Raw genomic sequence first — 12,770 nt, forward strand, 5'->3', positions numbered from 1 at the left:
CTCTCAACTGTTTCACGCAAGCGGTGGGGCCGCGCCCGCCGCGCGACGTGTTTTCGCCGCTGCCCACCCGACAGTTCTTGCATTGCCTCGTCGCCGGTCGAGCTGCTGCCATCAGCGCGGCGCTGTCGCCATCTGAAGCAACGGGGGACCTCCCTTGACACCGATTCGATGCCTCGCGCTCGCAGCCTTGCTGAGCGTTTCCTTTGCCGCTCATGCCGAACCCGAGATCCAGGTCGGCTTCTCGCCCGAGGGTTCGGCGCGACAGCTCGTGCTGGAGACCATCAGCGGCGCAAAGGAGCGCATCCAGATCCTGGCCTATGCCTTCCAGGCGCCCGACATCATGCAGGCGCTGGTCGATGCCAGACAGCGCGGCGTTCAGGTGCAGGTGGTCGTGGACAGGAAGCGCAACCAGAACAAGCCGAGCAAGAGGGCCATGGACTTCGTGACGAGCAAGGGCGTGGAGCTGCGCACCAACGACCATTTCCACATCCACCACGACAAGACGATCATCGTGGACGGCCACACGGTGGAGACGGGCTCGTTCAACTTCGCGCCGTCGGCGGAAACGCTCAACTCGGAGAACGTCGTGGTGATCCGCAACGCGCCCGAGATCGTCCGCCAGTACGTCGCGCACTGGCAGTCACGGTGGGACCTCGGCAAGCCGTACGACGCCAAAGCGCTTCCCGACAAGGCACCTCCTCCGCCCATGCCCTGATGGTGGCTGCCAGCCGTCAGCGCGCCGCGCGATCCTGCGCCCATTCCGCGGCTCGCTCCGCCGCCAACACCATTGCCGCGCGGCGGTCGCTCACGATGCAATGGATGCCGGCACCTCGGTAAGCATCCACCTGGTTGGGTTTCGCGATCACGACGATCGGCGACCGCGCGCCACGGAACTTGTAGGTCCCGACCTGCAGATCATTTCCGTATTGATAGTCCAAGTCGGAGAGGTCGACGACCATGCCGTCCGGGTCGGTCATGACAGAGAACATGTTCAGGACACGTCCGATCAGTACCGCGTCATCCAGACCTTCCGACCCCGGTCGATAGATCCCGCGGAACCGGACGAACCCGATCTTCATGCTTCCCTCGCCGTGGATCTCGGCGGCGGACTGGATCGTCGGCGAATGGCTGTCCATCACAAAGACGCCAGCCGTCGAGTCCAGGTCCCGTGGATCGACAGGACGTCCCTTCTTGGTCCTGAGCTTTCGCTCGACACACACCTGCATCAAGCCTTGCCACTCGGCCGGGCTGACGGATGCGAATTCTTCTCCCGCCTCCACTACAACGCAATTCAACAGCCCGAATGGCTGACTGACGATTTCCGCCCGGCCGGCAGTCGAAAACTTCTTCGAAAAGGAAAGCGCGCCACCAGCGCGGTTCTCTGAAGAATCAAAGCATTCGCCCAGAGCCAAGTTCGCCAGCTTGGGAGCATCGTGGACGAAACTCATGTCGTCGACCTTCACCAGCGAGACGGATCGCCCATCTCCAAGATGGAAGTCCAACAGCGGTACTGAAAGCCTCGGAAAAACTACATAAGTCATTTCGATCACCCGCCAGTATCCGCACTTCGCGAGTCGCCCTGCCGAGATCAATCCTATTTGTCATGACGAGGACGAGCCGAGCGCCTCGGCCGTCAATTCCATGACTCGAATCATTTCGTAGGCCGTGATCTCGGTGATGAGCGGCGACATCTGCTCGGCTTCATCCCCAGGACTGACCTGACTGGCCAGATACAGCCGATTGCGGCGAGGAATCAGGAAGCTGAGTGACCCATCCGTGGTGGCTCCGAAGTCCAGGACGCGACATGCACTGAACAGCTCACCTTCATCCTGGGCAAGGAGCCGATACGCCTCCTCAATCGAATGATCGAAGAAGACAGCGTCGTACTTCGCGTAGTCGATTTTCTGCTTCAGTGCTTCAGAAGCCCGCCGGATGGACGTGACGAACTGAGGAATATAGACAGTATTGTCAAATTCACTGATGTTCGTCCCAGCCACATAGATATTCACCACACGCATCGATGGATTGACCGGATCAAACGACCCGACTTCCATCGAGAATCTCCGAATATCACCAATATTTTTCATGATCAATCACCCGCAACCTGCAAAGAGCGCTTTGACTTTCTGGTCAACAACCTTCCCCAGCTTTTTACCCTTCTTCGTCTCCCCATTGGTTGATCCGGCCCAATGGAAGTGGAAATCTCCGCTATCCTGGAACTGATGGAAGTTTCCATCGCTGTCCTTCGCCCATCGATTACCCTCAAAGAAGACACTACCCTGGAATAGCTCCACATGATTGGCCGGCAGGACGCTCTTGTTTGGATTGTAATCCACCGCCCCTCGGAGGGGGGCATTCCTATTTGGGTCATGATGACCCGGATTCTCATAATAATGCCATCCCACCAATCGTCCCTTCGTCGATGGTTTCGACCCCTCAACCAAGTACGAAATATTATCTCCATACTCAACCCTGGAGTTGATGGGATGCCCATGCTTGCCAACTTGGCCGATATCCAGGGGAGAGAGGCCGAGCGGGTCGATCCACACCAGCGCGTTGGGCGCAAACTTATATAAATTAAGCCCTGCAGCCAGCTTGAGCAGGTCGGGAGAGATAAAAGAACCGCTAATCGGATCGAAATAGCGGCAGAGGTTGTAATGCAGTCCGGTTTCGCGGTCCTCGTACTGCCCCTGCAGCCGTATTGGATTGTCGAGACGGTTGATCAGAACGTTCGCCCGCCCCCAAGCCTCGGAACGAGCTGCCCATACGACCTGCCCGTCATCCTTCGTCAGCCGCGTGGGGCAGCCATTTCTATCGGTGTGATAGCGATAGCTGTTCTTCCCATCCACCAAGGCCAGCGGTACGAAGCCACCGGGGTAATAGAGATACTCGCGCCATGACTCGGTCGAGCCCTCGGCAACCAGCGAATCGCCATCCCAGCCGAACCGAGTCGTCTGGTCGTTGGTGCGCTTGAAAACACGCCGCCCCAACGGGTCATAGCCGTAGACGGTTTCAACCGTTTCCGCTTCGACGCCGCCGAACGTCGGCCTCGCGCGACTGCGCACCAGGCGCTGGTTGGCATCCCACGCCAACGCGAGCGTCTTCGGCGCCTCCGCGGCTTGCGCAGTTTCCAGATCCCGCTCGTCACGCCGCTCGACCAGGTTGCCCGCCGCATCGAAGCGGTAATGCACGCCCTCGCACCAGCCTTCGCGCCGCCATGGGCCCTCTGCCTGCTTCACGCCGGTCGTCAGGCGATCCCCCGCCGGGTCGTGGAAGAAGCGCTTGAGCTTGCCCTGCGGATCGACATGCTCGACGATCTGCCCCAGCGGGTCGTAGCGGAACTGGTCCACCCCGTACTGGCTGTCCTTGCGATGCGTGAGGTTGCCCACCGAGTCGTAGGCGTACTGCGTGCTGAACAGCCACTCGGCCTCGCGTCTGACGCCCTGCCCCGTGAGGCGGCCTTCGCCGTCGTACTGGTACTGCCGCTCCAACGCCGGCGACAGCGTCTCCTTGACCACCTGCCCCGCCGCATCGCGCTCGATCGTGATCGGCGGCTCGTCGTTGATGCGGATGGCCGTCGGCTGCCCGAGCACGTCGTACTCGTAGGCGATCGTGTTGCCCGCGCTGGTCTCGCGGCGGATGCGGCGCCCCAGCGCATCGAAGTCGTTCCTGACGACGAAGTCGCCCTGCTTCTCTTCGACCAGACGCCCTTCGACATCGAGCGTCCGCTGCACCGTGACATGCTCGTTCGCGCATGCGGTGAGATTGCCGTTGGCATCGAAGTCGAAGGTCTCTTCGAACATCCGCCCCGCCGCGAACGGATGCTCGAATCGCTTGCGCCGGACACGCCCGAGTTTGTCCGTCGTGTACTCGATGACCCCGACCCAGTGGATCCACGCTCTGCTTCAGATGCCCGGAGAGATCGAAGCCGTAACGCGTGACCTGACCCCAGTAGTCCACCTCCTCGACCACCCGTCCGAGCGCGTCGCGCCTGAGCTCGTACATCTCGCCGCGCTGGTTGCTCACGCCGACGAGTTGCTCTTCCGTGTCGTAGTGGTACTGCACCACATGCCCGTCGGGCTGGTGGCGCCTGGCGATCAGTCCTTGCCCGAAGTACTCGAAGCTCGTGCGCGCGCCGTTCTCGTCCTCGTGGTGCGTCAAGTTGTCCTGCGCGTCGTAGGCACAGCGGATGCGCGTGCCCGCCGGCAAGCTCGCCTCGACGAGCCGGCTCTTGCGGTCGTAGCGGTAGCGCGTGCCGCGTCCCAGCGGATCGGAACGCCCCAGCACGTTGCCCAGCAGGTCGCGCTCGAGCCGGGTCACCTGCCCCAGCGCATTCCGCACGCTGACCAGATAACCGTCGGTGTCGTAGCCCAGCCGCGTGGTGGCCTTCAACGCATCGGTCACGCCCAGCAGAAGTCCGTCCCCGCTGTATTCGTAGCGCGTCACCGCGCCCAGCGGACTGATCTGCTCGGCCAGCAGTCCGCGCTCGTCCCAGCGCTGGCGCCAGCTCGCGCCGTTGGGATCGGTGATGGCCACGGGCTTGTCGCGCGCATCCATCTCGACCGCCATCGCGCTGCCGTCCGGGCGCGTGAGCCGCAGCAGGTTGCCGCGCTCGTCGTAGACGTACTCGGTGCGTCGGTTGGCCGCGTCCACCACGGCGGTGGTGCGGCCCACCTCGTCGTACTCGAAGATCGTGCGCCCGCCCAGCGGGTCGATCTCCAGGATGGGCAGGCCGTTCTCGTCGCACTGGACCGTGGACACCTGCCCCAGCGAATCGGTGATGCGCACCTCGTGGATCGCCGGCCAGTAGGCGAAGCGGTAGTCGTACAGCCCGCCGTCGCCCCACGCGTGGACCACCTGCCACGCGTCGCCGCTCTTGTCGTACTCGTAGTGGAACGAGAGCCCGGTGCGGTTGGTATGCCGCACCATGTGGCGGCCGTCGTAGGCGAAGCGGTAGGGGTGGTCCAGCTCGTCGCGGACCGCCACGAGGCAGCCCGCCTCGTCGTGCTCGTAGGTCACGAAGGTGTGGCTGAAGTCGGCCTCGGGCACGTACAGCGAGAGCGCCCGGATGAAGCGCCCCACGTACTCGACCAGCAGGTGGCGCCCGCCCGATTCGCGGATCGCGCTCAGCCGGCCTTCCACCCATTCGTAGAGCAGCCAGTTGCCGCACAGGTCGGTGACGCGGCCCAGCGGCACTTCCCGCACGTCCTCGGCCGTGAGGACGGCCAGCGACTTCGGGAAGTGATAGACCAGATCGCCCTTGGTGCGCACGCGCCACTCGTCGCCGTGATCGCTGAGCCGCGCGCCGTCCATCAGCTCCAGCACCGCCGCCGCGTCGCCAGGCTCGACGGGCAGCGCGGGGAAGAGCGCCGGTCCTTCGTCGGGATGCAGGAACACCACGCTGCCGTCGGCCGCGTCGATCTCCAGCCGCGCATCGGCGGGGCTCTCCCAGCCGACGCCGCAGGCGCCGACACGCTCGCGACCCGAGGCGTAGCTGCGCCCCCATTCCAGCGGGACGCGCCAGGGCAGGCGGAAGTCGCTCTGCTCGACGCTGACCTCCCCCGTCAGGATGTTCACCGGCTCCGCGCGCAGCACCTTGCACTTCAGGAAGCCGGGGTCCATGTTCTTGAACAGCTTCTGCCGGAACTTCTTGAAGCGGGCGCCCAGCGCCTTGCCGAGCCGGGACTTGGCCAGCTTGCCCAGTCCCGCGAAGGCGCCGCGCGCGATCATGCCCGCCATCGAGATGGTCGGCGCGCCGCCCACCTTCACCGTGTTGGGGATCGCCAGGTTGAAGCTCGTGGGCAGCAGGTTGGGCAGCTTGAGCTTTTTCTTCTTCGGCCGCAGCGGGCTGGGCATGCCGGCCACCTGGCAGCCCAGCACCGGCAGCGCCTGGTACGACATCGGATCGCCGTCCGCCACGACGGTGGCGCTGCCCATGAACAGCTCGTCGTCCTTCTCCGGAATCATCGGGGCGAAGGGGAAACCCGGCGGGATGTGCACGACGATGGCCGACGTGCCCGCCGTCGCCCGCTTCATGCCCATCACCTTCACCGTCGCGCCGATGAAGGGCAGGTAGTCGAAGGGATCGAACACCACCGACAGGTGGGGCGTGGGCAGCGGGATCGGTCCCGCCGGCGTCGTGCACAGGTGGATGTCGATGCCCAGTTGCGGGTCACCGTGCTTGGCGGAAAGGCTCATGCGGCGACTCCTTCGGCCTTTGCCGCGCCCGGTCCCGGGCCGGGTCCGATCGCGCCGTGCATGACGACCGGCCACGTCGGCCCGAACAGGCTGCGCGCCTGCGCGAACAGCGCGACGAACGCGGCGTCGCCACCGGCCGCCTCACGGTCCGCGCCTTCCTGGGCCTGCAGCGCCAGGGCCTCGCGCTCGTCCAGGTGTTGCTGCTCGACATGCCGCAAGGCCGCGACGTCGGACGACGCCTCCAGCGCCGCGGCCTGCGCGTCCAGGCGCCCTCGCCTGTGCGTCTGTTCGTGTTCGAGCGCATGACGGATCGCCTCGATGCGACCGGCGCGCTCGGGCTCGATGAGCCGCAGCATCTCGAAACAATGCAGCGGCAAGGTCGTCATCGGCCGCGATGCAGGCCGGAGCTTCTCTCCGACCGTCAGCGCCGATTGCCCGAACGCCAACGCGGCCTCGGTGTCCCCGGCGCGCGCGAGGCAGAACGTGCCCATGCGCAGCGCCTCGATGCGCATCAGCGGGTTCGGCAGGTCGGCGGCCAGTTGCTCGGCGGCCTGGTAGCACGGCGCGGCCGCCTGCGGCTGCCCGGCCGCGAGCAGGGCCGCGGCCTCGCCGAACCACGTCTGCAGCACCAGTTGACCGCCCGCCGGATGCCCGGCGGCACGCGCGGCCTCGGCGGAGGTCCGCGCATGCCGGTAGTGGTTGACGGCCTCGTCGCAGCGCCGCTCCTTGAGCATCACGCCGGCCGTCAGCAGCCGCACCGCCACCTCCTGGTCGGGCCAGCCCTGTCGATGCGCGAAGGCCAGGGCATCCCGCGCCTTCAGCAGCACCTGATCGGCCGAGCCCTTTTCGGCGAGCGCGAACAGGCCCGTCAGCAGATTGCGGAACACGCCGCCCGGCCCCACCGCGGGTTCCTGCGCGAAGGTCTCCTGTGCGATGGACCAGGCATCCAGCGACAGCGCCTGCACCAGCACCTCGGGGTGATCGGCTTCCGCCAGGCGCTCCAGGCGCGATGCGCCGTCGACGTCGGGCACGAGCAGGCGCACGCCCTCGGGCACGCCGGCCTCGAGCACCCGGGTCACCCAGGCGGCCCAGGCCTCGTCGTCGCTCACGCCCGCGGGCGACAGCACGGCCACCAGATGCCCGAACACCGCGTGATGCCCGGCCAGCGACGCCAGCGCCCGCACGAACGCGGCGGCGGTGTCGGGAACCTCGTCCGGCTCGAAACGCCAGTCCGGCACCTGCCCGGCCTTGCGCAGCTCGTCGTGGCTCGCGGCGTACTGGCCCGCGAGCGTCTCCTTGAGCGCACGCGAGTAGCCGATGGCCTGCTCGAAGGGCGCGTCGAAGACGATGAAGGTATCGCCGCTGGCGCCGCTCGTGGCGCCGCCGTCGGGGTCCTCGTGCCGCTGCATCTCGAAGAAGGCGTCCAGCATGCGCTGGCCGCCGTCCGCCACCTGCCACAGCAGCAGGCGCTTGTCCGGCAGGGCGATGAACGCCTGCCAGTGCTGCAGCAGCTCCGCGAGCCGGCGCTGCACCGGATTGATGGCCATGGCCACCCTTTCTTCAGCAGTTCAGGGAGATTTCGGTGCCGTTGACCGACACGCCGCCGGCATCGATCTTGATGACCGAGCCGCCGGCACTGATCGTGATGCTGCCCGCGTCGATTACGACGGTCGATGCGCCCACGCCGAGGGTCAGCGAAGCGGCCGAGGTGTAGGAGCCCGCCCCGGTCGCGTGCAGCGACATGGTCGCGGTCGCGCCCTGCGTCACCGCGCCGGTCGTCTGGACGTCCAGCGGGCCCGTGACGGCCTGCGTGTAGCCGCCGGTCACGGTCAGCCGCTTGCCGGCGCTGACGGTCTTCTCCTCGCCGGCGGTGACCGTCTCGACGAAGTGGCCGTTGACGGTGTTCTCGCGCTTGCCGTTGACGGTGTTGGTCAGGTCGCCGGTCACGGTGCGCGTCGTCGCTCCCGTGATCGTCTGGGTGTAGCCCCCGCGGTGACCGTCACCTCGTGCCCGGCGTTCACGGTCTCGGCCAGCTTGCCCACCACGCTCATCGTGCGGTCGGCGTTGACGGTCAAGGTGTCGTTCACCGACACGGTGGTGGTGCGGTTGTTGTTGACCGCGTTGGTCTGGTCGTGCAGCACCGTCGTCGACATGTCGTACTGCGCGTGCAGGGTCATCTGTTCCTGCCCCGCGGTGTCGTTCATGGACAGCTCGTTGTAGCCCGTGCCCTTGTGCGTCTTGGACTTGATGCCGCTGACCATCGCGCCGTCGGGCAGGCCGTACGGCGGCATCTGCTCGGCGTTGTAGAGACGGCCGACGATCAGGGGCTGGTCCGGATCGCCCTCGAGGAAGTCGACGATGACCTCCTGGCCGATGCGCGGGATGGAGACGCCGCCCCAGCCCTTGCCCGCCCAGGGCTGCGAGACGCGGATCCAGCACGAGCTGCGCTCGTCGCGGCGGCCGCGGCGGTCCCAGTGGAACTGCACCTTCACGCGGCCATAGGCGTCGGTGTGGATCTCCTCGCCCCCCGGCCCGGTCACCGTGGCGGTCTGCGGGCCCGCCACCAGCGGCTTGGGCGTGCGGCGCGCCGGCCGGAACTGCTGGGCCGCGGGGATCGCGACGAAGTCGCAGCGAAGCTCGGTCCGGCCGCTGCCGGATTCGCTCGCGGCCTGCCGCACCGACAAGCTGGTCGACGTGATCAGGTAGCGGCCATTCTGGTCGTCGCGCGGATGCCGGCTCAGCGACAGCAGCCGGCCCACGCACACGCCCTGGGCGTTGGTGCTGCCCGTGAGGACGTTGAAGGCGCTGTGCAGTTCGTCCAGGCGGTCTTCCGCGTATTGCGTGCCGTCGGCGGACTGGCGGTAGCCCCCGGGGAAATCGAAGATCTCGCCGTCGGACAGGTCGTAGCCGCGCACCCGCGACTGCTCGGTCTGCAGGGAGGTCGACGGCCGCTCGAAGTCATAGTCCGTCAGCACCACCTTGCCGGGCTGCAGGCGTTGCTCGCAGGTCCATCGGCTGATGTGCTCCAGCGCGGGCGGCGCCTGCTCGACGTTGCCGTAGAAGGGCAGCGACTCGCAGCCCGGCACGCTGTCGTGCGCGCCCGCCGCATCGCAGAGCACCAGCTTGTGGCCGCGTTCATCGTGCTCGAGGTACCAGTAGATGCCTTCCTGCTCCAGCAGGCGCGCGACGAAGTTGAAATCCGTCTCGCGGTACTGCACGCAATAGGTCCAGGGCCGGTACGGGCGCATCAGCTTGAACTCGAAGCGCGCCACGGGATGGTCCTGGAACACGGCCGCCACGATGTCGGGCACGTTCATGTCCTGGAAGATGCGGCAGTCGGCGGTGCGCGTGAGCAGCCACGGCCAGGGCTTCAGCGTCATCTCGTAGACGCCGTGGCGACCCTCGAACCCGCCCTGCACGAACCGGGCGACGTGGCCGCTCAGCCTGCGGGTGTCCGTGTCGCGCAGCGCGATGATCACCGACACGGGCTTGCCGAGCAGATCGTTCGGGGCGATGTCCATCTGCTCGCTGAGCAGCCGGAGCCGGATCTCGCCCAGTTCGCTCAACGATTCTGCGGCGTCGCACTCGTGCACGCGGAACGTGCCGTCGGGCAGCGGGGATTCAAGCCGGATTGAAGCGGTCATGTCACGCAATGCTCGGTGGGGCCTGCATTAGAGGCAGCACCCCCAGAGGGGTAAAGCGACGAAAGTCACCACCTTGGCAACGTGCCCGCGCGACGCGTCCGCCGGGCATGACCTTCCGCATGGGGGGCTCGTGTCGTTCCAGTTGCCGCAGGGTCCTCATGCGCGACGGCCCCTGTTCCGGGCCGGGTCACAGGGCTCGGGAGATCCGTCGATACTGCCTCGTCCCGATTCGATCCACGCCCGTTCCCGACACCTTTGCCCACGCCTCCGATGCTGCTGTCCGCGCTCCGCAAGTTTTTCAAGTTCCTCCTCTGCCTGCTGCTCGCCCTCGCCTTGCTGGCGGTCTGGGGCCTTCTGATCGAGCCCCGCTGGGTGGCCCGGCGCGACATCCCCGTGGAGGTGCCCGGCTGGCGCGGACCGCCGGGACTCAAAGTCGTGGTCGCCTCCGACTGGCACATCGCGCACGAGTTCAAGCGCGTCATGACCATCGCCCGCGCCAACGCCATCGTCGACGAGATCAACGCCGCCAGGCCCGACGTCGTGCTGCTGCCCGGCGACTTCATCTACGGCCGCGGCGAGGACGGCACGACGCCGGAAGACGTGGCCGCCGTGCTGGGCCGGCTGCGCGCCACGCGCGGCGTCTACGCCGTGCTCGGCAACCACGACTGGTGGACCGACGGCCCGAGGTTCAGTCGCGCGCTGGGCGCGGCCGGCATCCAGGTGCTGCTCAACGAGGCGGTGCCCTTGCCCGGCACTGACCTGTGGGTACTGGGCATCGGGGACAGGACGTCGATGCAGAGCGACCCGGTCCGCGCGGCGCGCCAACTGCCCGCCGGCGCCCAGGCGCTGACGCTGATGCATGACCCCGCCAGCGCACTCGCACTGCCGCCGGTGCCGGGTCTTGCCGTGGCCGCGCACACGCATGGGGGTCAGGTCTGGATCCCCTTCTACGGCTCCGCCGTCGCGCCGCACGGCTGGCCGAAGGACAAGACCCACGGGTGGGTGGACGTCGGCGGTCGGCCGGTCTACATCACCAGCGGCCTGGGCGTCAGCATCTATCCGGTCCGCATCAACATGCGGCCGGAGTGGGTGATGTTCAGCGTCAGGGGCACGGCCCGCGATTGAGGGAGGCCGTCGCCGCCATGCCGGCGCTAGCATCGCCGCCATGTGCTACAGCGCCCGCATCCGCCAGGAATGGAAGACCTTCTGCGCCCGCCTGGGCGTGAAGATCTCGCTGGCCGATTACATCGAGCTCTTCTGGGAACGCGCCGACGGCCGCAAGCTGCCGCTGCCCAAGACGATGGAGGCGATGTTCGCCGACCCGCGCACGGACGACGAGCAGCGCGCCTGGGACGCCGTCGTCCGCTACCGCGAATCACGGACCGGGGAGATCGAGCAGGAACTCTTCGAGCTGCGCCGCCGTGTCGCCGACGCCGAACGCAAGCTCGCCGCGAAAGCGACCAGGACCGCCGAGGACAGCCGGCGGATCGCCCTGAACAAGATCGACCAGCGCCTGCGCTGGCTCGGCGACCTGCGCCGCGATCTGCCGACCGAGGAACAGGACTCGCGCATCTACCCCGGCTGGTACGTGCCCGTCCTGGTCATGGAGAACGGCCAGCGCGTGCTCAAGCCGATGCGCTACCAGTGCCGCCCGGCCGGCAAGCCCGCGTTCTTCGACACCAAGTTTCCAGGCACCTACAACGCGCGCCGCGACGGACTCGACGGCTTCTGGAAGGGCCAGTTCGGTGTGAGCCACGGCGTGATGGTCGCGGACGCGTTCTTCGAGATCGTCGAGCGCGACGGCCGCAAGGTGGTGCTCGAGTTCCGACCGCAAGGCCACGGGGACATGCTGGTGGCCTGCCTGTGGTCACGCTGGGAATCGCCGGACGCGCCCGGCGAGCCGCCGCTCCTGTCCTTCGCCGCGATCACCGACGACCCGCCGCCCGAGATCGCGGCCACGGGACACGACCGCTGCGTGATCCCGATCAAGGAGGCCCACCTCGACGCGTGGCTGAACCCGCAAGGCGATGTGGCGGCCATGCAGCGCCTGCTCGACGACCGCGAGCGACCGTTCTACGAGCACCGGCTCGCGGCCTGATCAGCTCATCGCCGCCACAGACCGAGCAGCTTGTGCAGCGCCAGCGCGCCGATCACGGCCGCGATCAGGGCCGTCAGCCACAACAGCGAGCCCGCCGAGGCGCCCGCCGCGATCGCCGACCCGGCGTCCGACGTCCCCTCGCCAGGATCGCTCAACAGGAAACCCGTCGTGTTGAACGCCGCATGCAGCGCGATGCAGGGCATCAGCGAGCGGCCCCGCTCGTACAGCAGGCCGAGCAGCAGCCCCAGCAGGAAGGCCAGGCAGAACTGGTAGATGTTCAGGTGCGCGACGCCGAAGTACAGCGCGGAATAGCCGATCGCCAGACCTCTTGGATAGCGCTGCAGGAACCCGCGCAGCAGCACGCCCCGGAAGAGCATCTCCTCCACGACCGGCGCCACCACGCAGACCATGAGCGCCATCGACAGCGAGGGCTGATGGAGCTCGGTGAACGCCCGCGCCTCGTAGTCCGAGAGCGGCAGCACGGCCTGCAGGCCGGTGAAGAGCACCGAGTTCAGCAGCAGGAGCAGCGGGGTGAGCAGCAGCACCGCGGGCACGACCAGGACGAGCGTCGGCAGCAGCGACGACAGGTCGGGATGGACGACCTCCCGGTAACCGACGCCCTGCATCTGCATCGCCACGGCGATGACGATGCCGTCGGCCAGCACCGTGACGAGCACGGTCATCTGCTCGAGGCTCAGTCCCAAGGTCTCGCGGAAGTCGTAAAGCGCCGCGCCCACCAGTTGCTGGAGCACCAGCGTGGCCAGCAGGAGCAGGCCCGCCTGCAGGGCGGAAGGAAAGGGCGACTTGTTGTCCGGCATGGGATCCGGACT

General features: G+C 67.0%; 10 protein-coding genes and 2 pseudogenes. 3 read left to right on the top strand and 9 right to left on the bottom strand.

The window, feature by feature from the left end; genetic code table 11:
* Positions 1–187: 187 nt before the first annotated feature.
* Positions 188–715: a phospholipase D family protein gene (locus ACFJIX_RS26895; protein WP_377155699.1), complete on the top strand. Its 528-nt coding sequence runs from the start codon at positions 188–190 to the stop codon at positions 713–715.
* A 16-nt stretch (positions 716–731) separates the two neighbouring features.
* Here the strand turns inward: ACFJIX_RS26895 and ACFJIX_RS26900 are convergent, their stop codons facing one another.
* The 8 genes and pseudogenes from ACFJIX_RS26900 to ACFJIX_RS26935 all read right to left on the bottom strand — a co-directional run bounded on the left by ACFJIX_RS26900 (position 732) and on the right by ACFJIX_RS26935 (position 9,842).
* Positions 732–1,448 (bottom strand): hypothetical protein, encoded by a 717-nt coding sequence (locus tag ACFJIX_RS26900; protein WP_377155700.1) that lies wholly within the window; start codon positions 1,446–1,448, stop codon positions 732–734.
* A gap of 153 nt (positions 1,449–1,601) precedes the next feature.
* The gene (locus tag ACFJIX_RS26905; RefSeq protein ID WP_377155702.1) at positions 1,602–2,054 is read right to left on the bottom strand and encodes a hypothetical protein; all 453 of its coding nucleotides are present in this window, start codon (positions 2,052–2,054) and stop codon (positions 1,602–1,604) included.
* Between the two features lie 39 nt (positions 2,055–2,093).
* A complete protein-coding gene (locus ACFJIX_RS26910) occupies positions 2,094–3,350 on the bottom strand; it encodes an RHS repeat domain-containing protein (RefSeq protein WP_377162010.1) in 1,257 nt (418 codons plus the stop codon).
* A gap of 135 nt (positions 3,351–3,485) precedes the next feature.
* Positions 3,486–3,803 (bottom strand): annotated as a pseudogene (locus tag ACFJIX_RS26915) (hypothetical protein); the annotation flags it as partial.
* A 184-nt stretch (positions 3,804–3,987) separates the two neighbouring features.
* A pseudogene (locus ACFJIX_RS26920) lies at positions 3,988–6,198 on the bottom strand (DUF6531 domain-containing protein); the annotation flags it as partial.
* Positions 6,195–7,745, bottom strand: a complete 1,551-nt coding sequence (locus ACFJIX_RS26925) for a hypothetical protein (RefSeq protein ID WP_377155703.1) — start codon at positions 7,743–7,745, stop codon at positions 6,195–6,197. The gene ACFJIX_RS26925 and the pseudogene ACFJIX_RS26920, both read right to left, overlap by 4 nt.
* Positions 7,746–7,758: 13 nt before the next feature.
* The gene (locus tag ACFJIX_RS26930; protein ID WP_377155704.1) at positions 7,759–8,145 is read right to left on the bottom strand and encodes a hypothetical protein; all 387 of its coding nucleotides are present in this window, start codon (positions 8,143–8,145) and stop codon (positions 7,759–7,761) included.
* Positions 8,142–9,842 carry a type VI secretion system Vgr family protein gene (locus ACFJIX_RS26935; RefSeq protein WP_377155705.1) on the bottom strand — a complete coding sequence of 567 codons (1,701 nt, stop codon included), beginning with the start codon at positions 9,840–9,842 and terminating at the stop codon, positions 8,142–8,144. The genes ACFJIX_RS26930 and ACFJIX_RS26935 overlap by 4 nt, the downstream gene beginning before the upstream one ends.
* A 270-nt stretch (positions 9,843–10,112) precedes the next feature.
* Between ACFJIX_RS26935 and ACFJIX_RS26940 the strand changes: the two genes are divergently transcribed.
* A complete protein-coding gene (locus tag ACFJIX_RS26940) occupies positions 10,113–10,967 on the top strand; it encodes a metallophosphoesterase (protein WP_377155706.1) in 855 nt (284 codons plus the stop codon).
* A gap of 40 nt (positions 10,968–11,007) precedes the next feature.
* Positions 11,008–11,940 (top strand): SOS response-associated peptidase family protein, encoded by a 933-nt coding sequence (locus ACFJIX_RS26945; protein ID WP_377155707.1) that lies wholly within the window; start codon positions 11,008–11,010, stop codon positions 11,938–11,940.
* Between the two features lie 5 nt (positions 11,941–11,945).
* Here ACFJIX_RS26945 and ACFJIX_RS26950 read toward each other — a convergent pair whose 3' ends face one another.
* Positions 11,946–12,758 (bottom strand): CPBP family intramembrane glutamic endopeptidase, encoded by an 813-nt coding sequence (locus tag ACFJIX_RS26950; RefSeq protein WP_377155708.1) that lies wholly within the window; start codon positions 12,756–12,758, stop codon positions 11,946–11,948.
* Positions 12,759–12,770 lie beyond the last annotated feature (12 nt).

The organism is Roseateles sp. UC29_93 (assembly GCF_042695725.1).
GTDB lineage: Bacteria > Pseudomonadota > Gammaproteobacteria > Burkholderiales > Burkholderiaceae_C > Roseateles > Roseateles noduli_A.

What these genes read in the sequence shown, in the direction of transcription:
- ACFJIX_RS26900 (WP_377155700.1), bottom strand. Translation starts at nt 1,448, where the DNA reads ATGAGTTTCGTCCACGATGCTCCCAAGCTGGCGAACTTGGCTCTGGGC.
- ACFJIX_RS26905 (WP_377155702.1), bottom strand. Translation starts at nt 2,054, where the DNA reads ATGGAAGTCGGGTCGTTTGATCCGGTCAATCCATCGATGCGTGTGGTG.
- ACFJIX_RS26925 (WP_377155703.1), bottom strand. Translation starts at nt 7,745, where the DNA reads ATGGCCATCAATCCGGTGCAGCGCCGGCTCGCGGAGCTGCTGCAGCAC.
- ACFJIX_RS26935 (WP_377155705.1), bottom strand. Translation starts at nt 9,842, where the DNA reads ATGACCGCTTCAATCCGGCTTGAATCCCCGCTGCCCGACGGCACGTTC.
- ACFJIX_RS26940 (WP_377155706.1), top strand. Translation starts at nt 10,113, where the DNA reads ATGCTGCTGTCCGCGCTCCGCAAGTTTTTCAAGTTCCTCCTCTGCCTG.
- ACFJIX_RS26945 (WP_377155707.1), top strand. Translation starts at nt 11,008, where the DNA reads ATGTGCTACAGCGCCCGCATCCGCCAGGAATGGAAGACCTTCTGCGCC.
- ACFJIX_RS26950 (WP_377155708.1), bottom strand. Translation starts at nt 12,758, where the DNA reads ATGCCGGACAACAAGTCGCCCTTTCCTTCCGCCCTGCAGGCGGGCCTG.